This window comes from Vicinamibacterales bacterium, from assembly GCA_036496585.1.
Classification (GTDB): Bacteria; Acidobacteriota; Vicinamibacteria; order Vicinamibacterales; family 2-12-FULL-66-21; genus JAICSD01.
Genome location: DASXLB010000039.1, coordinates 120918 through 143678 on the forward strand (window position 1 = coordinate 120918; position 22761 = coordinate 143678).

Genomic DNA, 22761 nt, shown 5'->3' on the forward strand with positions numbered 1-22761 from the left:
TCTATGAACAAACGGGCGCTTTTCACCGTCAGCGCGGTCTCGCTCGTCACCACCTCGATGTCGTTCGCCCTGCGCGGCGACGTCGCCAACGCGATGAGCGGCGCCTTTCACATCACCAACGAACAGCTCGGGTTCGTCTTCAGCCCGGCGTTCTGGGCGTTCGCGGTCGGCGCCGTGGCCAGCGGCGCGGTGATCGACGTGCTCGGCATGAAGCGCCTGCACGTGCTGTCGGGCGCCGGCTACATCGTCGCGGTGCTGCTGGTGCTCGTCGCGCCGCGTCCGACCGGGCCGGTGGCGTCGATCTTCGACAACGCCGGCACGATTCTGCTCTACGTCGCGTTCCTCGTCATGGGACTCTCGCAGGGGCTCGTCGAAGGCGTCATCAACCCGCTCACGGTGACGGTCTACCCCGAAGAGAAAACGCGGCGCCTGATCATGCTGCATGCCTGGTGGCCGGGCGGCCAGATCATCGGCGGGCTGGCGGCCGTCGTCATGACGAAGCTGCTGCACGCGAGCTGGCAGCTCGAGCTCTCGTTGATCATGGTGCCGGCGGCGCTCTATCTGGTGATGGCGCTGACCCAGCGCTACCCGGCGACCGAGCGCGTGCAGTCGAAGGTCACGACGGGTGAGATGTGGCGCGAAGCGCTGCGGCCGCTGTTCCTGCTGTTCTGCATCTGCAACGGCCTCGGCTCGGCGGCCGAGCTCGGCCCCGATCAGTGGTTCCCGAAAGTGATGGGCGATCTCATCCCGCAGCTGCAGGGGGTGTTGTTTCTCGTCTACACCGCAGGCCTGATGTTCCTGCTGCGCACGTTCGGCGGCGACTGGTCGCAGCGCAACCCCATCGTCACGACCATCTTCTGCGCGGTCGGCACCTGCATCGGCCTCTATTGGCTGGGGAGCCTGCACCCGGGGGACGGGGCGATCGTCGCTTTCACCGCCGCCACCGTGTTCGGCGTCGGCAAGACCTTCTTCGTGCCGACGATGCTGGGGCTCGCCTCGGAGCAGCTGCCGAAGGGCGGCGCGCTGCTGATGTCAGTCATGGGCGGCTTCGGCATGCTCGCCACCGCCGTCGCGCTGCCGCTGATGGGGGCGCGCATCGACAAGCTCGGTGCCGGCGCGGCGCTGCAGATGATGGCGCTGGCGCCGGCGATGCTCGGCGTCATCTTCGTGGGGCTGTGGATTCACTACCGCTCGCGCGGCGGCTACAAGGCCGTGCGCATCTAGTCTCATCCAAGGGGCTTCGCCCCTCGGACTCCCGCACACGCTTCCTCGCGCGCCGCTGCGCCGGCGCGCGCCGGTCGCGTGGCTCACTTGCTGCGCTCGCTCGCCGGCGATTGCAACCGACATTTATGAGATAGCCTCTGACCTTCACGGCAAGCCCGCACCATGGCCCAGCCGCCGACCGAAGAACGGGCGCGATAACATGAGGTCGCACATGCTTCGTATTGGCCTCAATCCCTATGGACTGGCCTACGCCGTCGGTCTGCAGGGCGCCGGCACGCCGCGGGCCAACCCGTCGCCGGTCGGGCTCGAGGGCTTCCTCGCTCTGGCGCGCGAGACGCAGGCCGCGTGTGTCGAAGTGCACGCGCCGTGGCTCGACGGCGCGCCGGCGGCACGCGCGCGCGTCCGGGACGCCTGCACCGCGCTCGGCGCAACGGCGGTATTGAGCACCGGCTTGACGCACGAGCCGGGTGAAACGCTCGAAACGGCGATCGCGCACGCCCGCGCGGTCGGCAGCAGCCTGATCCGATTGGGGCTGACGCCGGTGCTCGAGGGATCGCGCGACCGATGGGGATCGCGGTGGCACGTGCTCGTGGCGCACGCGCGCGAAACGCTCGGGCGCGAGGCGCCGCGCGCCGCCGACGCCGGTGTCACGATCGCGATCGAGGACCACCAGGACTTCGGCAGCGAAGAACTCGTCGAGATGGCGGAGTCGGCCGGACCGAACGTCGGCATCGTCTTCGACACCGGGAACCCGTTCGCGGTCGGCGAGGATCCGGTTGCGTTCGCGCGCCGTGCCGCCCACCGCATCCGCCACGTTCACCTCAAAGACTACGTCGCCCAGTTCACCGATGAAGGCTATCGCCTGATCCGCTGTGCTATTGGCGAGGGCGCCGTCCCCTTCGCCGAGCTGCGCGGGGTGTTGCAAGCCGCGCAGCCTGTGCTGACGGCGTCGATCGAGCCGGGGGCGCTCGAGGCGCGGCACATCCGGCTGTTCACGCCGGACTGGTGGAACGGCTATCCGCGGCGCGCCGCGGCGGAGCTGGCGGCGGCGATCGGCCGTCTGCGCCAGGGCCGCCTCCCGGAAGGTGATCCGTCTACGACGCCTTGGGAGCGCCACGCCTCGCCGGAAGAGATCGTGGCCTATGAACTGAATCAGGTCCGCCGGAGTGTGCAGCGCATGACGGCATTTGCGTGGGAGCAACCGTGACGACGACCGATCCGGAATTCTCGTTGGCGGGTCAGGTGGCGCTGGTCACCGGATCGGGACGCGGCCTCGGGCACGCCATCGCGCGGCGGCTCGCGGAACTTGGTGCCAGCGTCGCCGTCCACGATCGTGACGAGCAGGCGCCGGCAGAGTTCGGAGAGTTCACCGACCTCGCCGCGTCCTACGCCGACGTCGCGGCGATTGGAGGCCCGACCTGCCTCGTCACCGGCGACATCGCGGACGAGCAGCGCACCGCCGCGATGGCGCGGGAAATCGAGCGGGCGCTCGGTCCGATCTCGATCCTGGTCAACACCGCCGGCGGCGACATCGCCGCGGCGGGCGGCAAGCCGAAGCCGAACAACGCGCTCGAGATCAAGATGGAAGACGTGCGCGCGCTGATCGATCGCAACCTGGTCGGCACGATGCTCATGTGCCGTGCGGTCGTCCCCGGCATGCTGGCCCGCCGCGCCGGTTCGGTCGTCAACATCGCGTCGGCGGCGGCGCACATCGGGCTGTCGCCGGAAGTCGTCTACTCGACGATCAAGGCGGCGATCGTCCACTACACGCGCTGTCTGGCCGTCGAGACGAGGGAGCACAACGTCCGCATCAACTGCGTTAGTCCGGGCGCGACGGCGACGGCGCGCTTCAAGCGCACGCGCGTGCTCGATCCGGCGCAGCTCGTCGAGGACGGGACGCTGGCGCGCTACGGCACGCCGCGCGACCAGGCCAACGCGGTGGCGTTTCTCTGCACGCCCGCGGCGAAGTTCATCCACGGCCAGGTGTTGAGGGTGGACGGCGGCTTCACCGTCTTCGCGTAGCGTGCCGCGAGACCGATCATGGCCGCGGCCGCTTCGCACTGGAACTATCCTGCGACCTCCTGCTGACGGAGGCGTGACGGGGCAGGCTGGCGATTGGGTTCCGGCGGCGTGACGCCCCCGAAGCATTGGCGGCGGTGGTACACCGCGTACGGTAGGATCCCCCGAAAGCGGAGATCATGAAGTCCCTCGCACTGATCCTCGTGCCGCTGACCGCCGTCCTGTCCGCCTGCGGAAGCTCGGGCGTCACGCAGGGGCCGCCCGTCGTACGGCCGGGCGCGCCAGGACAGGCGACCAGCGTCGTGTCGGCGGACGCCGCGAAGCAGGTGCCGCAGGCGACCACGGCGGACATCACCTTCATGCAGGGGATGATTCACCATCACGCGCAGGCGCTCGACATGACCGAGTTGATCGACGCCCGCTCGAACGACCCCGACATGAAGAAGCTCGGGCTCCGCATCCACGTCTCGCAGACCGACGAGATCAAGATGATGCAGCGCTGGCTGCAGGCCCGCGGCCAGGACGCTCCGGATCCGCGCGCCCATCGCGGCATGGCCGGCATGGAAGGCATGGATCACGCCGTCATGATGCCCGGGATGCTGACGCCGGAAGAGATGGCGCGGCTGTCCGCGGCGAAGGGACCCGAATTCGATCGGCTGTTCCTCGAGGGCATGATCAAGCACCACGAGGGGGCGCTGACCATGGTGAAGGACCTGTTCGCCACACCAGGTGCCGGGCAGCAGTCGGACATCTTTGCCTTCGCGTCAGACGTCGAGTCGGATCAGAAGATGGAAATCGACCGCATGAGCGACATGCTGAAGGAGCGGATGAAATGAGACTGATGGGAGCGGCGCTCGCCGCAAGCCTGGCCTTTGGAGCACAGCAGGCGCAGCAGGCACCGGCCCCGACGCAGCCGCCGCAGCAGCCGGAGGTCGTGCAGACGGCGCCGCGGCAGTCGAACGACCCGCGGGTCGGTCTGAAGGCCGGCTTGACCGACGCCGGCGTCGCGGCGAAGAACATCGAGCTCGTGTCGTCGATGGGCAAACCGCCGGCGTTTCAGCCCAACGACGGGGGCGCCGCTCCTGCGGGCGCGTCAACCGTCCCGCCGGCCGGAGGCGCACCGGCCGCCAACGGCGCCGCCGCGGCTCGCGGCGCCAGCATCGCCAGCTCGCTCGACTTTGCCAACTCCGATCTGGCTTTCCGCCGCGCCGATCTCTTCCTCGGCAATTTCAACGGCTTCAACATCTACGACATCGAGACGCCCAAGAAGCCGCGCGTGCTCGCCTCGATCGTCTGCCCGGGCGGCCAGGGCGACATGTCGGTCTACGGCAACCTGCTGTTCATGTCGGTCGAGCAGACGCGCGGGCGCGTCGACTGCGGCACCCAGGGGGTGAGCGACGCGGTCAGCGCCGAGCGCTTCCGCGGCGTGCGCATCTTCGACATCACCGACATCGACAAGCCGAAGCAGGTCGCGGCGGTGCAGACGTGCCGCGGCTCGCACACCCACACGCTCGTCGTCGATCCGAAGGACAAGGCCAACATCTACGTCTATGGCTCCGGCACCAGCTCGGTGCGCGCGGCCGACGAGCTCGCCGGCTGCTCCGGCGAGGCGCCAGACAAGGACGCGAACACCGCGCTCTTCAGCATCGACGTCATCCAGGTGCCCCTGGCCTCGCCCGACAAGGCGAAGGTGGTCAACCGTCCGCGCATCTTCGCCGACGAGAAGACGGGCGCGATCTCGGGCCTGCACGAGCGCGGCAACTTCGGCCCCGGCACGCAGACGTCGAGTCAGACCAACCAGTGCCACGACATCACGGTGATGGCCGCGGCCGGCCTCGCCGCCGGCGCCTGCTCGGGCAACGGCATCCTGCTCGACATCTCGGATCCCGTACACCCGGTGCGTCTCGACGCGGTGACCGACAAGAATTTCGCCTACTGGCACTCGGCGACGTTCAACAACGACGGCACCAAGGTCGTGTTCACCGACGAATGGGGCGGCGGCACCGCGCCGCGCTGCCGCGCCACCGATCTGCTCACCTGGGGCGCCGACGCCATCTTCGACATCGTCGACAAGAAGCTGGTGTTCAAGGGTTACTACAAGATGCCGGCGCCGCAGACCGACCAGGAGAACTGCGTCGCGCACAACGGCTCGATCATCCCGGTGCCGGGGCGCGACATCATGACGCAGGCGTGGTACCAGGGCGGGCTGTCGGTCTTCGATTTCACCGACTCGGCGCATCCGGTGGAGATCGCCTATTTCGATCGCGGGCCTATCGATGCGCAGAAGCTGGTGATCGGCGGCTTCTGGTCGACCTACTGGTACAACGGTCGGATCTACGCGTCTGAAATCGTGCGCGGCCTTGACGTGTTCCGTCTGCTGCCGAGCGAGTCCCTGAGCCAGAACGAGATCGACGCCGCGTCGAGCGTGCGGCTGGACGACTTCAACGCCCAGGCGCAGCCGAAGGTGACGTTCCCGCCGACCGTGACCGTGGCGCGCGCCTACCTCGATCAGCTGACCCGCAGCAATGGCATCAGCGCGGCGCGCGCCGCGGCGGTGAAGAAGGCGCTCGGCGCCGCCGACAAGGACAATCCCGGCAAGCCGGCGCTCGAGCAGCTCGAGAGCGTGGCGAAGCAGGTCGACGCCGACGCGGCATCGGCGTCGGGCCTCGACGCCGCGCATCTGAAGGCGCTGGCGTCGGCGATGAGGGGTCGCGCCGAACGCTAGGCTGACGCGACGGCGATCGCACACGGCGCGCCTCGGCCGTTGTTCAGAAGCGTACTCACCGACCGGATCCGGCAGCGGCCTTCAACAACACGTGAATCCAGACTGGACAGCCCGACCCGGTGATCGCGCGCGCCCGTCTGTGCCCATCGCGGAGGGCGGGCGCGCCGCCGGGACGTATGATGCGTCGCATGGATTCGCTCACGCGGCGCGATCTGGTGAAGCTGGCGGGCGCGGTGGCGACGGCGTCCATGTCCACGTCGCATGACCGGATCATGGCGTCCGGATCACCGCCGGACGCGAGCGCGGCGCGCCGCGACGAGCTCTACCGGCTGCTCGGCGACCTGCCGGATCGCCGTCGCGCCGTCGCGGGCCGCCAGACCGCGGTGACCGAGCGTGACGGGTATGTGCTCGAGCGCTGGGAGCTCGATCTGAACGGCATCGAAACGGTCCCCGCGTATCTGGCGCGGCCTCGCGGCGCCAGCGGGCGTCTTCCCGCCGTGCTCTTCAACCACTCGCACGGCGGCGGCTACACCATCGGAAAAACCGAGTTCGTCGACGGCCGTTCGTACCTGCAGCCGGTGCCCTACGCCAAAGAGCTGACCGATCTCGGCTACCTCGCGCTCTGCATCGATCACTGGGTGTTCGGCGAGCGCAGCCATGCCACCGAGCTCGACACCTTCAAGGAGATGCTCTGGCGTGGGCGCGTGTTGTGGGGCCACATGATCTACGACAGCCTCAAGGCCGTCGACTGGCTGACCAGCCGGCCGGACGTCGACGCCTCCCGCCTCGGCACGCTCGGCATGTCGATGGGCAGCGCCATGGCGCAGTACCTCGCCGCGCTCGACACCCGCATCAAGGTGACGGTCGACATCTGCTGTCTGGTGGAGTACGAGACGCTGTTGGCGAAGCACTTCCAGTCGCATCACGGCGTCTACATGTACGTACCAGGGCTGTTGAAACACTTCACGTCCGCGGGCATCAACAGCCTCATCGCCCCGCGTGCGCACCTCAGCGTGACCGGCACGCGCGACGAGCTCGAGCCGGCCGAAGGCGTCGACATCATCGATCGCGAACTGACGAGGGTGTACGCCGCGGCGGCATATCCCGAGCGCTGGAAGATCGTCCGCTACGATGTCGGCCACCAGGAGACCCCCGAAGGCCGCCGCGAAGCCGCGGCGTTCCTGCAGCGATTCCTCTGATGCGCCGCAGAGATTTTCTGGCCGTCGGGCTTGGCGTCTCCGCCGTTCATGCGGTGCGCGCCGGCGCGTGGCCGCGCGAGACGCAGGCTCGCCCCTCCCCGCAACATCCGGCGGCGAAGCCCGTCCGCCTGGTGCTAGTCGGCGATTCCACCGTCACCGACGGCAGCGGCTGGGGATTCGGGTTCAAGCAGTTTCTCGGGTCGGGCGCCGAGTGCCTCAACAGCGCGGCCAACGGCCGCAGTTCGAAAAGCTTCATCGACGAGGGACGCTGGCGCGACGCGCTGGCGGCACGCGGCGACTATTACCTGATCCAGTTCGGGCACAACGACGAACCCGGCAAGGGACCCGACAGGGAAACGGATCCACTGACGACCTACTCGGCGAATCTGTCGCGATACGTCGACGAGGCGCGGGCGATCGGCGCCACGCCGGTGCTCATCACGTCGCTGACCCGACGGCGGTTCACGCCGGCTGGCGCCATCGTCCCGAACCTCGATCCGTACGTGGCGGCCGTCAAGGCCGTGGCCGCGGCGAAGCGGGTGGCGGTCCTCGATCTGCACCAGCGCAGCATCGAGCTGGCCGAACAGCTCGGCGACGAGGCATGGACGGCAATGAGCCCGCGCGCTGAAGACGGGACGGTCGACCGCACGCACCTGAACACGCGCGGCAGCCTGCGCGTGGCGCCGCTGGTCATCGCCGAGTTGCGGGCGACAATCCCCGTGCTGGCGCCCCTCTTCCGCGAGTCGCCGCTGGCCAACGCGTTCGTCGCCGCCGACGGCGGCGCCGACTATACGACCGTGCAGGACGCCATCAACGCGCTGCCGCAGAACACGCGTGCCGACCGCCGGTGGACGATCATGGTGCGGGCCGGCACCTATCGCGAGCTGGTCTACGTCCAGCGCGAGAAGCGGTTCGTCACCCTGGTCGGCGAGGATCCCACCCGCACGACCATCACCTTCGACCTGCACGCCAACCGGGTCGGCCTCGACGGCAAGCCGATCGGCACCTATCGCACGCCGACCGTCGTCATCGACGCCGACGACTTCATCGTCGAGGGGCTGACCCTCGAGAATGCCGCGGGACCGGTGGGACAGGCGCTCGCGCTGCGGGTCGACGGCGATCGGGTGGCGTTCCGCAACTGCCGCTTTCTCGGCTGGCAGGACACGATCTTCATCGACCGCGGCCGCCAGTACTTCGAAGACGTCTTCATCGCCGGGCACGTCGACTTCATCTTCGGGGGCGCGACGGCGTATTTCGAGCGAGCGCACATTCATTGCTGGCGCGACGGGTATGTCACCGCCGCGTCGACGCCTCCCGAACATCCGCACGGGTTCGTGTTCGCCAACGGCCGCATCACGGGACACAGTCCCAACGTGCGCAGCTATCTGGGAAGGCCGTGGCGCGATTTCGCGCAGGTCGCGTTTCTCGACACGCAGATGTCCGAGGTCGTCCGTCCGGAAGGCTGGCACAACTGGGATCGCCCGGAGCGTGAGCGCACCGTCCGCTACGCGGAATTCGGCAGTACCGGATCTGGCGGACGGGACGACGCGCGCGTCGGCTGGGCGAAACGGCTGACTCGCGCGGAGGCTGCCGCGATGACTCCCGCCGCGGTGCTTGGCGGGACCGACCAATGGGATCCGACCGCCGTGCCGGCACAGCCGTGCGAAGGGCGAGCCACGGGAGGACCGCCGCCCGAGCCGCCGGGCCTGCCGAAGCCAGGGTGATTCGTGCTTGGGTTGACATCTAACCCAAAAAATCGGCATGCTTGGGTTAGATGTCAACCCGTAGCCGCAAAGCCGATGAACGCCTCGTCCTGATGCAGGGCACGCTCGACGTGCTCATCCTGCGCACGCTGCTCTTCGGCGCCGAACACGGCCAGGGCATCGCCCGCGCGATTCAGCAGACCTCCGACGGCGAGCTCCTCGTCGAGCACGGCGCGCTCTATCCGGCGCTGCAGCGCCTGGAAGAGAAGAAGCGCATCGCCGCCGAGTGGGGCACGTCCGCCAACAACCGGCGCGCCCGCTACTACACGCTGACCAGGACCGGACGAGCGCATCTGGCGCGGCAGTCGAGCCGCTGGCGCCGGCTGGCGGCCGCGATGGCGCGCGTCCTCGGGCCCGAGCCGGAGCCCGGCGCATGAGCCGACGCCGCGACGACGACGATTTCGCCGCCGAGGTGCAGGCCCACCTCGACCTCGAGGCGGATCGGCTGATCGCCGACGGCATGCGGCCGGCGGAGGCGCCCGCCGCTGCGCACAGGGCGTTCGGCAGCGCCGTTCGCGCGCGCGAGGATTTTCACGAGCGCGGCCGATCGGTAGGGCTCGAGCAGTTTTGCCAGGACGTGCGGTATGCGTGGCGCACGCTGCGCGGCAGCCCCGCGTTTCTCATGACCACCGTCGTCACACTGGCTGTCGGCCTGAGCCTGCTGACCGTCGCCTTCAGCGTGTTCAACGCCTACGTACTGCGGCCGTTCGCGGTCGCCGATCCCTACCGTCTGTACCGGCTCGCCTGGCGCGCTCCGGGAGCCGTCGGCAACGCCTTTCCATGGCGCGACTACGATGAATTGCGTGCGCGCACGGATCTGTTCGACGCGGTCATCGCGAACGAGATGCGCTTCGTCTCGTCGGAGTTCGGGCCGCTCGTCGTCTCGGCCGTCTCGGACAATTACTTTCCGACCCTGCGGCCGCGTCTGGCGGCGGGGCGTCCGCTCGCCGCCGTCGACCGCGGTCAGCCGGTGGTGCTGATCCGGCAGCAGGCGGCGAAACGGCTGTTTGGCGGCGACCGCGAGGCGCTCGGGCGCACCTTCACCCTCGACACCACGCCGGTCACGGTGGTGGGTGTCGTCAGGGACGAGTTCGGCGGGCTCGACGATTTTCCGTACGATCTCTGGCGGCCTGCGGCACCCGACGGCGCCGGATCGACTCCGGTCGTCGTACGGCTGCGTGCCGGCGTCTCACCCGTGCAGGCCGCGCTTCGCCTGCAGGAATTCGCCACACGGCTGGCCCCGCCGGACGTGCCGGGGCGCGACGTCCGCGCGGTGCTGGTGCCCAGTGGCACGCCGAACCCGCTCTCGGTCGAGATCGTCGCGCTGCTGTCGCCGGTCTTCGCGGCGTTCCTGCTGGTGCTGCTTGCCGCGTGCGTCAACGTCTCGAACGTCATGCTGGCGCGCGCGGTGTCGCGACACCGCGAGATCGCCGTGCGGCTGTCGCTCGGCGCCAGCCGCGCGCGCATCGTGCGTCAGTTGCTGACCGAAGGCCTGCTGATCGCGGTACTGGCCGGCGGCGCGGCGCTCGTCCTCGCGGCCTGGCTCGTCCGCGCCGCGGTCGTCATCCTGTTCTCCACGCTCCCCCCGTTCGTCGCCTCGCTGCTGCGCGTCGCGCCGACGCCGCTCGATTGGCGCGTCTTCGTCTTCGCGTTCGGCTGCGCGCTGTCGACGACGCTCGGCTTCGCACTGGTTCCGGCGCTGCAGGCGTCGAGGCGGCCGCTAACCGACGCGCTTCGCGGCCAGCTCACCGGCCGGCCATCGGCGTCGCGCGCCCGCCACGCGCTCGTCGTCGTGCAGGTCGCGCTGTCGATCATGCTCGTCGTCACGGCGCTCGTCCTCGCCCGCAACTTCACCGCCCTCGTCAGGCTCGATCTCGGCTACTCGACGAAGGACGTCTATTCGATCAACGTCCGCGGCGAACAGGACCGCCTGGTTCGTCCGGTGGCCGAGGCGCTCTCGATCGACCCGCGGATCGAGTCGATCGCGGTGACCAGCGGCAACCCCTTGTTCGTGACCCGCTCCGTGCCGATGGGCGCCGGCGGCGCCGCGGCGCTGACGCCGACCATGTACACGTTCGTGTCGCCGGAGTTCCTGCCGATGCTCCGCGTGCCGATCCTGCGCGGCCGCGCGTTCACCGCCGACGAGGCCCGGCGGGCGGCGCGGGTCGCGCTCGTCAGCGACAGCACCGCGCGCGCCTTCTGGCCCGGCCACGATCCGATCGGGGCCGCGCTTGCCATCCAACGCCCGGCGCCGCCGCGCACCGACGGTATCGACGGCTACGCCCAGGTGACGGTCGTCGGCGTGGTGCCCGACATGGTGAGCGGGATCATGATGGAGGGGTCGGATCGCGCGCACATCTATCTGCCGGCCGCGGCCGCCGACCCGCACGTGTCGGCGCTGCTGATCCAGCCGCGCGATCCGGCAGCGTTCCGGCCCGACATGCTGCGCGAGACGTTCCGCCGCCTCCGCTTGGATCCGGACACGTTCGAGGTGATCAGCCTCGACGAGATGCGCGACACGCAGGTCTATCCTGTCCGCGCCGCGTCGTGGGTGGGTGCGCTGCTTGGCGGCATCGCGCTGCTGCTCAGCGTGTCCGGCCTGTACGGCGTACTCGCCTATACGCTGGCGCAGCGGCGCCGCGAGATCGGCATCCGCATGGCGCTCGGCGCCACCGCGAAGGCGGTCGTCGGATTGATGCTCCGCCAGACGGCTCGGACCGCCGGCACCGGCGTCGCGATCGGTCTGGCGCTCGCGTTCGCGGCGCTCGCGGCACTGGCATCGGCCGTGGAGCTGCGCGCCGTGTCGATCCTCGACCCGATCGCCTTTGCCGCCGCCGCGGTCACGGTCGCGGCGGCCGCGGCCCTGGCCGCCTATGTGCCCTCGCGGCGCGCCGCGCGCGTCGATCCCGCCGAGACGCTCCGCGCCGAGGGGTAAGCGCCCAGCTTGGGTAATATTAGGTGGTGCGTGTCGCGATTGTCGGGGGGCCGGGTGTCGGGAAGAGCACGCTCGTGCGCCAGCTGGGAGACCTGTACCGCAACGGTTCCTACGGTGAAGGGGAGAAGGGCGTCTGGGATCCGCGCGTCCTCGAGGATATCGAGGCCGGCCGCAACGCCGTCGGCGTGACCGAGTACTTCGCCCGCGTCTACGACGCCAACTACCGGGATGGCGCGGGCCACGACGCGCCCGGCAAGGTGATTTTCTTCGAAGGGGCCCGCATCACGCTGGAAGCGCACATCGCCGAGTACCCGCGGGCGGTGCACAAGGAGCTGCACAAGGTTGCCGCGATCGGCGACGCGTGGCTCCCCGACCGCGTGATCGTGCTGACTTCGAGCAGCGACACGATCGAGAAGCATATCCGGCTCCGCAACCGGCCGCACGAAACGGCGGAGAACATGGTGCGCCGCTTCCGCCTGATCGACGCCGAATTCCGGCGGCTCGCGCCAATCTCGCCCAATACCGTGGTGATCGACCGCGACGGCATGGAGTTCCACGAGCGGAGCGGACTGCTTCAGGTCATCGCGGCGTCCCGCCTGCCGCCGTTCGTCGAGGTTCCGTACGACCGTTTCGGATGAGGGGCCACGGCGGGCGCCGGCGGCCCAGCTGGCTCTTGCGCGCAACCCGTGACACACGATGGATTTAGATCCGTCGGATGAGTATGATAGCGGCAGATCCTGGTGATGCCCGTTCGTGCCGCCTTCGTGCTGGTTGCCGCCCTCATGCTGGGCAGCCAGGCCGCCCAGACGCTGCAGGTGACGCCCCTGCCTCGCGACGGCGAGGTACTCGTCTCGTTTCAGCTCGATGAGGCGCTGACCGACCCGATCAAGGACGCCATTCACAGCGGGCTGCTCGTCAAATTCGTCTACAAAGTCGACCTCCGGCGCGCCTCGGGCGCCTGGTTCGACCGCACCATCGACACCCACGTGGTCGCCGCGACGGTGAAATTCGACAACCTGACGCGGCGCTACACCGTCACCCGCGCCATCGACGGGCGCATCGACTGGTCCGACACGACGATGCAGGAGGACGAAGCCTGGCGGTGGCTGACCAACGACTTCGCCCGGATGTCACTCTTTCGCGGGGTCCCGCTCGAGGCCAACGCCGAGTACTACGTGCGCGTGCGCGCCAACGCGAGCCCGCGCAACAGCGCCTTTCTGTGGCCGTGGGCTGCCGACGATGCCATCGGGTCGGCGAAGTTCACGTTCGTGAAGTGACCATGCGACGCCTGACCCGTTGCGGCGTCGTGTCGGTGCTGGCCCTGGCGGCGTCGGGCGCGCTTCTCGGCGCCCAGCAGCAGCAGCCCTCCATCTTCACGCCCGGCAGCACGATTCCCGTTCTCGAGAGTTATCTCGAATCGCTGCGGGCGCAAGCCGGCATCCCCGGCATGTCGGGCGCCATCGTCCGTGACGGGGAGATCGCGTGGGAACGCGGATTCGGCTACGCCAACCTGAACTCGCACGTGCGCACCGCCCCTGACACGCCGTACGTCGTCGGCGATCTGACCGGTACGCTGGCGGCGGTGCTCGCGCTGCAGTGTGTCGAGCAGCGGCATCTCGCGCTCGACGATCCGATCGAACGCTACGGCCTGTCGTCGCCGGAGCCGTCAGCGACGCTGCGCGGGCTGCTGTCCCATAATCCACCGGGCTCGACGCGCGACGCCTTCCAGTACAGCCCCGAACGCTTCGCGCACGTGACCGAGCTCGTGGAAGCCTGCGCGCCGCAGCCGTACCGCAAGAGCGTGGCTCACCGGATTCTCGAGCACCTGGCGATGCAGGATTCGGCGCCGGGCACCGACTGGAAGGACCCCGGTCTCTCGCTGCCGGACGGCCTCTTCACCGACGAGGACCGCGACCACTATCGCGCGGTGCTCGATCGGCTGGCGGTCCCGTACAAGGTGACCAACCGCACCCGGACGGACGTGACCACGGTCCCCACCTCGGGCATCAACGCCGCCGCCGGGCTCGTCTCGACGGTTCGCGACCTTGCGAAGTTCGACGCCGCGCTGGACCAGGGGGACAATGGCGGCCTCCTGCTCGCCGACACGCTCGGCGCGGCGTGGACGCCGGCGGTCGGCGCCTCGGGGACGCCATCGCCGATGGGGCTCGGCTGGTTCGTCCAGACCTACAAGGGGGAGCGCGTCGTCTGGCATTTCGGCAACGTGCCGAACGCCTATTCGGCGTTGATCGTCAAGCTGCCTGCGCGCGGGATCACGTTCATCCTGCTCGCCAACAGCGACGGCCTGACGGCTCCTTTTGATTTGACGCAAGGCGACGTGACGCGCTCGCTCTTCGCCTCGCTCTTCCTGCGGCTGGTGATCTAGCGGCGCCCGGGCGCCGGCCGGAATGGTGAATGCCCGCGCGTCGTGCTTCGTGGCGTCCTAGCGACAACGTGAGCGGCGGAATCCTGAAAACGGCGGCGCTCTGCGGCGTGTGTCTTCTCCTGGCGGCGCGTCCCGCGGCCGCGGAATGGCACTTCACACCCTCGTTCGGCGTCACCTTCGCCGGCAGCACCACGCTCAACGATCTGCAGCTCGGCACCGGCAAGCGGCACTTCAATTTCGGCGGCATGGTGAGCCATTTCGGCGACGGGGTGATCGGCGTCGAAGGGATCGTCCTCTACACGCGCCATTTCTTCGAGTTCGACGGTCCGCGGGATCCGCTGAATCCGCCGCCGGCTGCCATCGCGACGAGCTACTCGCTCTCGGCGACCGGCAACCTCGTGCTGACGGTGCCGAAGCGGTGGACCGAGTATTTTCTGCGGCCCTACGTCTCGGGCGGCTTCGGCCTGCTGCGCGCCGTCTCGATCGACCAGCCCTCGTCGACGCAGGAATCGCAGCACCTTTATCCCGTGACCGCGAACATGCCAGGCTTCAGCATCGGCGCCGGCGCGATCGGCTTCTTCTCGCAGGGGACCGGCATCCGCTTCGATGTGCGCTATCACGGCGGGCTGCGCCGCGATCCCGGGTCGAATCCGTTGAACGGAACCAGCTCGGATCTGCGCCTGCACTACATGACGGCGGAGATCGGGTTGGTGATCCGTCGGTGATAGACTGCTCGGTCAACCGGACAGCCTGTGATGACACCCGGCTCGAAGGCCTTTCGTGTGTGGCGCGGCCCGATAGCGGCCGTGCTGGCTGGCATGCTGGCGGCCGGATGCGGCCCAGGGCCGCGGCGCGAGCGCAGCCGGGCGCCTGACTCGGCCGAATCGGAAGCGCCCTACCAGGCGGAGGTCGAGGAGGGGCTCGGCGCGGCCGTGGCGATTCTCGTCGACACTTCCGGGTCGATGAAGGAACGCGCGCCTGGCGATTCTCGTCCCAAATATGTCGTGGCCCAGGAGGCGCTCGAAGCGATGCTCGACGCCACGGACGCCTTCGTCGCGCGGCGTCCGGACTTTCCGGTCAAGATCGGCATCTACACCTTTTCGAGCAGCGTCCACCGGCGGCGGCCGATCGGTCCCTACGACCGGGCGGCATTGCGCGAGACGATCGAGAACCTGCCGCGGCCCGGCGGCGGCACGGCGATCGGCGACGCGATGCGCGAGGCGCGGCCCGACCTCTACCGGGCGGGGGTCTTCCGCAAGTATCTGCTCGTGGTGACTGACGGCGAGAATCGGAACGGACGTCCGCCGGATGAAGTCGCGCGGGACATCTTCCGAAAGAGCGAAGGCGCGGTGCAGATCTACTTTGTCGCCTTCGACACCAGTCCGGAGAAATTCGCGTTCCTCAAGGAGACGGGCGGCGACGTGTTCGGCGCCGGCAGCGCGCCCCAGCTGCGCGCGGCGCTCGACGGCATCTACCAGGGAAAGATCCTCGCCGAGGCAGCCGCCGGCGAGCGCGACGGAGTGAAGAAGTGAGCGGCCTGCCAAGGAGTCCTCGGTGATTCTGCAAAAGTTCTGGTCGGCGTTTCGGGCGCAGGTGAACAAGGTGGCCAACCTGTTCTGGGAGGCGGATCCCGTCGCGCAGATGCGCTACGAGTACGATCGGTCGGTCGAGCAGTTGAAGGAAGGGCGCACCGGCCTCGAACAGTACCGCGGGCTGGTCGAGCGCGTCACGCGGCAGGTGGCGGCCAACCGCTCGCAGGTGCAGAAGCTCGAGGCCGAGACGAAGGCCTATCTGAAGGCCGGCGATCGGACCACCGCCGCCAAGTTCGCGCTCGAGCTGCAGAAAGCGAAGACCGACATGCAGGCCAACGGGCAGCAGCTCGAGATGCACGAAACGGCGTACAACAACAACCTCAAGAAGATTCAGCACGCCAACGAAAAGCTGATCGAGCTGCGCGACAAGATCCAGAAGTACGACGCCGATCTCAAGATGAGCTCCGCCGAGGCCGAGATCGCGAAGCTGTCGGAGACGTTCGATGTCAACCTGACCACCGACTTCGGGCAGATCGAGCAGGTCATCCAGCAGAAGATCGATCAGAACCGCGGCAAGGTGCGGGTCGCCGCCGATCTGTCGTCGAAGGGGATCGCCGACATCCAGGCGGAAGAGAAGATGCAGCAGGTGATGGCCGACCAGGCGTTGTCCGACTTCGAAGTGGAGCTCGGCCTGAAATCGCCCGAAACGTCTCCCGTCGCGAGCACGGCGAAGGACCTGGGACCCGCGGCGACCGACACCTCCGAGCAGAAACAGACGAACTGATGGTTCGACCGGCGTCAACATTCGACACGCGACATTCGGTATTTGGGCCGCCGCCCTGCAGCGGCCCCATAGGAGCGCCCTGACATGGCGAACGGACAGCCCAGACCGGCTTTCTACGTCGCAGTTCTACTCGTCGTCATCGGCCTGGTCGGCGTAGCGCTGTGGCGCTATGGCGCGATCGGGTCGGGATCGAAGGTCGGTCAGTTCACCTCCGACGAGCTGAACAAGATGAAAGGGGGCGCGGAAGCGCCCGACAGCTCCGGCATCACGACGGTCAAGGAATACAACTTCGTCTCCGCGTCGCGGCTGCCGGAAGTGAAGGGCATCTCCAACTACAAGCCGATGGCCGACCGCACGGTCCGTTTCGGCATCAACGTGTGGGCCGGCTGGAGCCCGATCATCTTCGCCAACAACGGCTTCAAGCCGGGCAAGCTGTGGCACACGCCGGGCGGCAAGGACTTCAAAGTCGAGCTCGTGCTGATCGACGACCCGATCGCGATGCGCGACGCCTACGCGGCCGGCAACCTGCACGTCGGCTGGGGCACGCTCGACATGGTTCCGCTGTTCCTCGAGGGACTGCGCAAGGACTCGCGGGTCATGCCGCGTGTCTTCCAGCAGGTCGACTGGTCGAACGGCGGCGACGGCATCGTCGTGCGCGACAGCGTCAAGACGATGGCGGATCTGCGCGGCAAGACGGTGGTGCTGGCGCAGAACTCGCCGTCGCAGTTCTTTATCCTCAACGCGTTGATCAACGCCGGCGTGCAGCCGGCCGAAGTGCAGTTCAAGTTCACGCAGGACGCCTTCCAGGCGGCCGCTGCTTTCAACGCCGACAAGAGCCTGGCCGGCGTCGTCAGCTGGTCGCCCGACATCTACAACCTCGAGAAGGTGAAGGGCAACCGCATGCTGGTCAACACGTCGACGGCGAACAAGCTGATCGCCGACGTGTGGTTCGCGCGCGCCGACTTCGCCAAGGACAACCCCGACGTGATGGAGGGGATCGTCCGCGGCATCTTCGACGCGATGGGGGATCTCAAGTCGCAGGAGAACAAGCAGAAGGTCGCCAAGCTGATGTCCGCCGGCTACTCGATTCCCGAGAGCGACGCGCTCGGCATGCTCGGCGACGCGCACTCGACCAACTACGCCGAGAACCGCGAGTTCTTCCTCAACCAGAACAACCCGACCAATTTCGAGCGCACCTGGTCGACCGCCTACTTCCTCTACAAGCGGATCAACGCGGTCACCGACCAGACGCCGTTCGATCAGGTGATGGACTTCTCGATCATCCAGAAGCTCGGCGCCGAGGCGAAGTACTCGTCGCAGAAGAACGAGTACGACGTGCAGTTCGCGCCGGCCAGCGCCAGTACCGTGCAGGGAGAGAAGGACGAGATCCTCACCAAGACCGTCGTCATCCATTTCTTCCCGAACTCGTGGGACCTGAGCAAGAAGGTCACGCGCACGGACGGCGGCAAGGACACCGAGGAGCTCTACGATCCGAACGTCGGGTTCGTGGTCGACGAGATCGGCAAGCTCGCCGGGCAGTACGGCGCGGCCCGCATCGTCATCGAAGGGCACACCGACAGCTCGATGCGCACCTCGGTGCCGAAGAGCGTCGTGCAGGAGCTCTCGCAGAACCGCGCTAACGCCGTCAAGGAAGCCGTGATCCGCAAGTTCCCGTCGCTGCAGGCGAACCAGTTCTCGACGGCGGGCATGGGGTGGGACCGTCCGGCGGATCCGGCCGATCCGGACAACAACGCCAAGAATCGGCGCGTCGAGATCAAGGTCTATCCGGCGGAAGCGGCGCCGGCCCCCGGTAAATGACCGCCGGCGACCGTCGCTCGCTGTTCGCGCTGCGGCTGCCGCCGCCGCCGATGATTGGACGGCTGGCCGGGGTCGGCGCCGTCGCGGTGCTGGTCGGCGTCTGGTGGTTCCTGACCTCGGGACTGGGCTCGGAGGAACGGATCATCTCGCCGGTGATCCTGCCGAGCCCGCTGGAAGTGGCCCGGAGCTTTCCGAGCCTGTTCAGCGAGCGCGCCCTCATGGCGAGCATCGCGGCGACGCTGCGCCGCGTGCTCAGCGGCTTCCTGCTCGCCGCGCTGATCGGCGTGCCGCTCGGGATCGCGGCCGGCGCGTGGCGCGTGTTCGAGGCGGCGGGCGCGCCGCTGGCCCTCTTCGGCCGCAACCTGCCGGTCGCGGCGCTGATTCCGCTGACCATCCTGTGGTTCGGCATCGACGAGACGCAGAAGGTGATGTTCATCTTCATCGCCTGCGTGCCGTTCGTCTACTCCGATGCCGTCGCCGCCGTGGTCGGCGTGCCGGATCGTTACGTCGAGACGGCGCAGACGCTCGGCGCCTCGCCGCTGCAGATCGTCATCAAGGTGCTGCTGCCGCTGTCGCTGCCCGACATCTACAACAGCCTGCGCCACCTGTTTGGCCTGGCGTTCGGCTATATCATGCTGGCGGAGTTGATCAACGCGCAGCACGGCCTCGGTTATCTGCTGATGTCGAGCCAGCGGCGCGGGATGTCGGAGCACATCATCCTCATCCTCCTGATCATCGGGCTGCTCGCCTACGGCATCGATCGCGTGCTCTACTTTTTCCAGCGCGGCCTGTTTCCGTATCGCACGGTCGAGGAATAGGTGAGCGAACCCGTCAAACCGCCGGCTCCGGCCGCCCCGACGCCGACACCGCCGACGCCGTCGCCGGCCCCCAATATCGTCGATTTCAAGAACGTCACCAAGACGTTCGGCGACCTGACGGTAATCCACGACGTGACGTTCAGCGTCGAGGACCTGCCGGGCAAGGGGGAGTTCATCGCGATCCTCGGGCCCTCGGGGTGCGGCAAGTCGACGGTGCTTCGGCTGATCGCCGGCCTGCGCCCGCACTATCCGGCGACCACCGGGACGGTGCTGGTCGGCGGCGGTTCGATCGGCGGGCCCGGCCCGGATCGCAGCATGGTCTTCCAGGACTACACGTCATTCGACAACCGCACCGTCGAAGACAACGTCGCCTTCGGGCTCGAGTGCCGCGGTGTGCCGGCCGGGGAGCGGCGCGAGCGCGCCCGCGAGTGGATCCAGCGGGTCGGCCTCGACGTGAAGCGCGACGCCGGCAAGTACCCGAGCGAGCTGTCGGGAGGCATGCGGCAGCGGGTGGCGATCGCCCGCACGCTCGCGCTGTCGCCGCGCATCATCCTGATGGACGAGCCCTTCGGCGCGCTCGATCCAACCACGCGGCTGCACATGCAGGGGCTGCTGGTCGATCTCTGGCGCGAGGCGCAGGCGACCGTCTTCTTCGTGACCCATTCGATCGAGGAGGCGGTGTATCTCGGCGATCGCGTCTACATCTTCTCGTCGGCGCCGGGCACGATCCTGAAGGAGATGCGCGTGCCTGGGCCGGAGTTCCCGCCCAAGGAGATGCAGCGGCGGCCCGAGTTCATGAAGTTCGTGTTCGAGATCCGCGACATCATCGACACGCTGTCGGCGTCGACGCGGGCTGGCGATGACTGAGACCCGGACCGCGGGTCTCGGGCGCTATCTCGCGGAAGCGTTTCTCTTCCGCTGGAACCTGCTGCTGTTTCTCGGCGGTACCGCCGCGGGCGCGCTGTCGCCGGTGCCCGACGTCCTGATCCCGCTGGTCGGCGCCGCCGAACTGGCGTATCTCGCCGCCCTGACGTCGATCCCGCGCTTCCGCGCCGCCATCGACGCGAAGGTCTACGGCGAAGCGAAAGGGCCGCTCAAGGTGGAAGTCGTTCCGGCGCAGACGCTGGGCAGCCTGCTCGCCGGCCTCACCCCCGACGCCCGCAACCGGTTCCAGGCGCTGCACGCCCGCTGCCGCGAGATGCGGGGCATCGCCGCCGGCGTGCGCGGGGCGGCCGGCGATCAGGCGACCGGCGACGCGATGAGCACGCCCGGACTGGATCGCCTGCTCTGGCTGTTCCTGCGCCTGCTCGTTTCGAAAGCGGCGCTCGACCGGTTTCTCCGGACCACGAACGAGCAGGAGATGAGCTCGAAGGCGGAAGAACTTCGCAAGAGCCTCGACGCGGCGCAGAAGGGGAGCGACGAACGGGTCACCAAGTCGCTCCAGGACAGCCTGGCGATGGCCGAGCTGCGGCTCGACAACTTCAGCCGCGCCAAGAAGAACGCCGAGTTCGTGAGCATCGAGCTGGATCGCATCGAAGGCAAGATCCAGGCGCTCGCCGAGATGGCCGTCAATCGCCAGGACCCCGACTTCCTCAGCGGTCAGGCGGACGCCGCTGCCGAGAGCATGCGGCAGACCGAGAAGGCGGTCAGCGAGCTGCAACATCTCACCGGCCTTGGTGAACAGCTCGAGGAGCCGCCGCCGATTCTCGAGTCGGACCTGCGGCAGGTGCTCAAGTCATGAGCGGCGAGACCATCAAGACGCGGCCGCTCGATCTGCCCGCGTGGTATCCACCGTGGGCCACGCAGCTCGCCGATCTGTATTTTTCCGGCACCACCGCAGCGTTCGTGCTGCACGGCAACACCTACGACGTCTTCCGCATCGGGGCCGAGCCGGACCGACGGCCTTCGACAGGCTCAGGCCAGCCCGAGCGTGTCGAGGGTCGGTACGCGGTCCTCGCCGAGTTCCTCGCGGAGCAGGTGTTCGGCCGCTGGTCGCTGGTGCTGCACTACGACGTCGGGCGCGGCCTGCGCGCGCTCGCCGGACGCGACGAGAAGCGCCTGAAGGACATGGTGTCGCTCGTCAACCGGAAGATCGGCGATCTCACCGCCATCCAGAAGGATCCGGCCGCGGCGCTGGCACTGCTCGATCGCTTCGTGCGCAACAACCTCATGGCGGCCGAGGCCGACCGTCTCAGCGTCGCGGTCATCATCGACCAGGCGTCGTACGTGTTTCCGGCCAGCGAGCCGGGCCGGCTCAGCAACCAGGCCTCGTCGCAGCTCGTCACGGTCCTGAACTGGGCGACCAGCCCGTACGTGAAACGCCTCAACATGGCGTTCGTGATGATCGACGAGAAGCTGGCCGATCTGAACGACCGCCTCACCGGCAACCCGCACGTCGCGACCATCGAAGTGCCGCTGCCCGCCGAATCGGAACGCCGCGCCTTCATCGAAGACACGACCGCGCCCGACGGCGTCAAGGGCTACTCCGACTTCGATCCGGCGCAGCTCGGAGCGCTGACGGCGGGCATCTCGCTGACCGATCTCAACGTGCTCGTGCAGACGGCCCGCGAAGGGGTGACGCGCCTCGACACGAAGGCGTTCCGGGACTTGAAGAAGCGGCTGCTCGAGCGGCGCGGACAGGGGCTGCTCGAGTTCATCGAGCCCAGGTGGACGCTCGATACCGTGGTTGGCCACGAGGCCGCCAAGGCGCGCCTGCGCGAGGACGCGGCGCTGCTGAAGCGCGGCGCCCTCGCCAGCATGCCGATGGGCTACCTGATGTGCGGACCGGTCGGCACCGGCAAGTCGTTTCTCGCGCAGTGTGTCAGCGGCGAGATCGGCGTGCCTTGCGTCGTCCTCAAGAACTTCCGATCGAAGTACGTCGGCGAGACCGAGGGTAATCTCGAGCGGGTCCTGTCGGTGCTGCGCGCGATGGGGCCGGTCGTGGTCGTCGTCGACGAGGCGGACGCGGCGCTCGGCAACCGTGAATCGGAGGGGGACTCCGGCACCTCGAGCCGCGTGTTCGCGATGATCGCCTCGCAGATGGGCGACACGCGCTATCGCGGCAAGATCATCTGGATGCTGCTGACCGCCCGCCCGGACCTGCTTCCGATCGACATCAAGCGCCAGGGGCGGGCCGAGGTGCACGTTCCCCTGTTTTATCCGATCGACGAGCAGGAGATCCGCCAGATGTTCGTGATCCTGGCGAAGAAGCTCGGATCGGCGGTGGCGGCCGACGACCTGCCGCCGATCACGCAGAAGGGACAGCTGTCGGGCGCCGACATCGAGGGCATCGTCGGCCGCGCCTGGCGCGCGTCGATTCTCGCCGGCGCCGACCACGTGACCAAGGAGGCGCTCGCGCAGGCGATTGCCGGGTTCCTGCCGTCGACGCAGGGGCTCGAGCGGGAGCTGCAGGAAGTGGCCGCCATCCTCGAGTGCACCGACCGCGTGTTCCTGACCGCGGCGGCGCAGCAGAAGACCGATGCGCCGGGCGGCCGCGCCGCGCTGCAGGAGCGCCTGACGGCGCTCAAACAACTGGTAAGGGAGCTGTAGGACAGCTCCGAA

At 68.3% G+C, this 22761-nt stretch carries 20 protein-coding genes; all 20 read left to right on the top strand.

Features of this window, described 5'->3' with window-relative positions; all coding sequences use genetic code 11:
• The first annotated feature begins 3 nt into the window (after window positions 1–3).
• The 20 genes from VGI12_12860 (at window position 4) to VGI12_12955 (ending at window position 22749) form a co-directional block, all read left to right on the top strand.
• Window positions 4–1224 (top strand): MFS transporter, encoded by a 1221-nt coding sequence (locus VGI12_12860; GenBank protein ID HEY2433558.1) that lies wholly within the window; start codon window positions 4–6, stop codon window positions 1222–1224.
• A 211-nt stretch (window positions 1225–1435) separates the two neighbouring features.
• Window positions 1436–2431, top strand: a complete 996-nt coding sequence (locus VGI12_12865; GenBank protein ID HEY2433559.1) for a sugar phosphate isomerase/epimerase family protein — start codon at window positions 1436–1438, stop codon at window positions 2429–2431.
• On the top strand, window positions 2428–3246 hold the full coding sequence (locus VGI12_12870; protein ID HEY2433560.1) for an SDR family oxidoreductase: 819 nt from the start codon (window positions 2428–2430) through the stop codon (window positions 3244–3246). Before VGI12_12865 ends, VGI12_12870 begins: the two co-directional genes overlap by 4 nt.
• 176 nt (window positions 3247–3422) lie before the next feature.
• Window positions 3423–4079, top strand: a complete 657-nt coding sequence (locus VGI12_12875) for a DUF305 domain-containing protein (protein ID HEY2433561.1) — start codon at window positions 3423–3425, stop codon at window positions 4077–4079.
• On the top strand, window positions 4076–5968 hold the full coding sequence (locus VGI12_12880; protein ID HEY2433562.1) for a hypothetical protein: 1893 nt from the start codon (window positions 4076–4078) through the stop codon (window positions 5966–5968). The genes VGI12_12875 and VGI12_12880 overlap by 4 nt, the downstream gene beginning before the upstream one ends.
• Window positions 5969–6156: 188 nt before the next feature.
• Entirely contained in the window at window positions 6157–7167 is a 1011-nt protein-coding gene (locus VGI12_12885) for an acetylxylan esterase (GenBank protein ID HEY2433563.1), read from the top strand.
• Window positions 7167–8891: a pectinesterase family protein gene (locus tag VGI12_12890; GenBank protein HEY2433564.1), complete on the top strand. Its 1725-nt coding sequence runs from the start codon at window positions 7167–7169 to the stop codon at window positions 8889–8891. The genes VGI12_12885 and VGI12_12890 overlap by 1 nt, the downstream gene beginning before the upstream one ends.
• A gap of 50 nt (window positions 8892–8941) precedes the next feature.
• Window positions 8942–9307: a PadR family transcriptional regulator gene (locus VGI12_12895; GenBank protein HEY2433565.1), complete on the top strand. Its 366-nt coding sequence runs from the start codon at window positions 8942–8944 to the stop codon at window positions 9305–9307.
• Window positions 9304–11865: an ABC transporter permease gene (locus VGI12_12900; protein ID HEY2433566.1), complete on the top strand. Its 2562-nt coding sequence runs from the start codon at window positions 9304–9306 to the stop codon at window positions 11863–11865. The genes VGI12_12895 and VGI12_12900 overlap by 4 nt, the downstream gene beginning before the upstream one ends.
• Window positions 11866–11891: 26 nt before the next feature.
• On the top strand, window positions 11892–12503 hold the full coding sequence (locus VGI12_12905; GenBank protein ID HEY2433567.1) for a hypothetical protein: 612 nt from the start codon (window positions 11892–11894) through the stop codon (window positions 12501–12503).
• Between the two features lie 105 nt (window positions 12504–12608).
• Entirely contained in the window at window positions 12609–13142 is a 534-nt protein-coding gene (locus tag VGI12_12910; protein ID HEY2433568.1) for a DUF4390 domain-containing protein, read from the top strand.
• 2 nt (window positions 13143–13144) lie between these two features.
• On the top strand, window positions 13145–14248 hold the full coding sequence (locus VGI12_12915; protein ID HEY2433569.1) for a serine hydrolase domain-containing protein: 1104 nt from the start codon (window positions 13145–13147) through the stop codon (window positions 14246–14248).
• A gap of 68 nt (window positions 14249–14316) precedes the next feature.
• Window positions 14317–14973, top strand: coding sequence for a hypothetical protein (locus VGI12_12920; GenBank protein ID HEY2433570.1), 657 nt, complete (start codon window positions 14317–14319; stop codon window positions 14971–14973).
• Between the two features lie 30 nt (window positions 14974–15003).
• The gene (locus tag VGI12_12925) at window positions 15004–15780 is read left to right on the top strand and encodes a vWA domain-containing protein (GenBank protein ID HEY2433571.1); all 777 of its coding nucleotides are present in this window, start codon (window positions 15004–15006) and stop codon (window positions 15778–15780) included.
• Between the two features lie 22 nt (window positions 15781–15802).
• On the top strand, window positions 15803–16564 hold the full coding sequence (locus VGI12_12930) for a PspA/IM30 family protein (protein HEY2433572.1): 762 nt from the start codon (window positions 15803–15805) through the stop codon (window positions 16562–16564).
• Between the two features lie 84 nt (window positions 16565–16648).
• Window positions 16649–18382, top strand: a complete 1734-nt coding sequence (locus tag VGI12_12935) for an OmpA family protein (protein ID HEY2433573.1) — start codon at window positions 16649–16651, stop codon at window positions 18380–18382.
• Window positions 18379–19200, top strand: a complete 822-nt coding sequence (locus tag VGI12_12940) for an ABC transporter permease (protein HEY2433574.1) — start codon at window positions 18379–18381, stop codon at window positions 19198–19200. Before VGI12_12935 ends, VGI12_12940 begins: the two co-directional genes overlap by 4 nt.
• Entirely contained in the window at window positions 19201–20067 is an 867-nt protein-coding gene (locus VGI12_12945; protein HEY2433575.1) for an ABC transporter ATP-binding protein, read from the top strand.
• On the top strand, window positions 20060–20941 hold the full coding sequence (locus VGI12_12950; protein HEY2433576.1) for a hypothetical protein: 882 nt from the start codon (window positions 20060–20062) through the stop codon (window positions 20939–20941). The genes VGI12_12945 and VGI12_12950 overlap by 8 nt, the downstream gene beginning before the upstream one ends.
• Window positions 20938–22749: an ATP-binding protein gene (locus VGI12_12955; protein ID HEY2433577.1), complete on the top strand. Its 1812-nt coding sequence runs from the start codon at window positions 20938–20940 to the stop codon at window positions 22747–22749. Before VGI12_12950 ends, VGI12_12955 begins: the two co-directional genes overlap by 4 nt.
• Window positions 22750–22761: the final 12 nt, after the last annotated feature.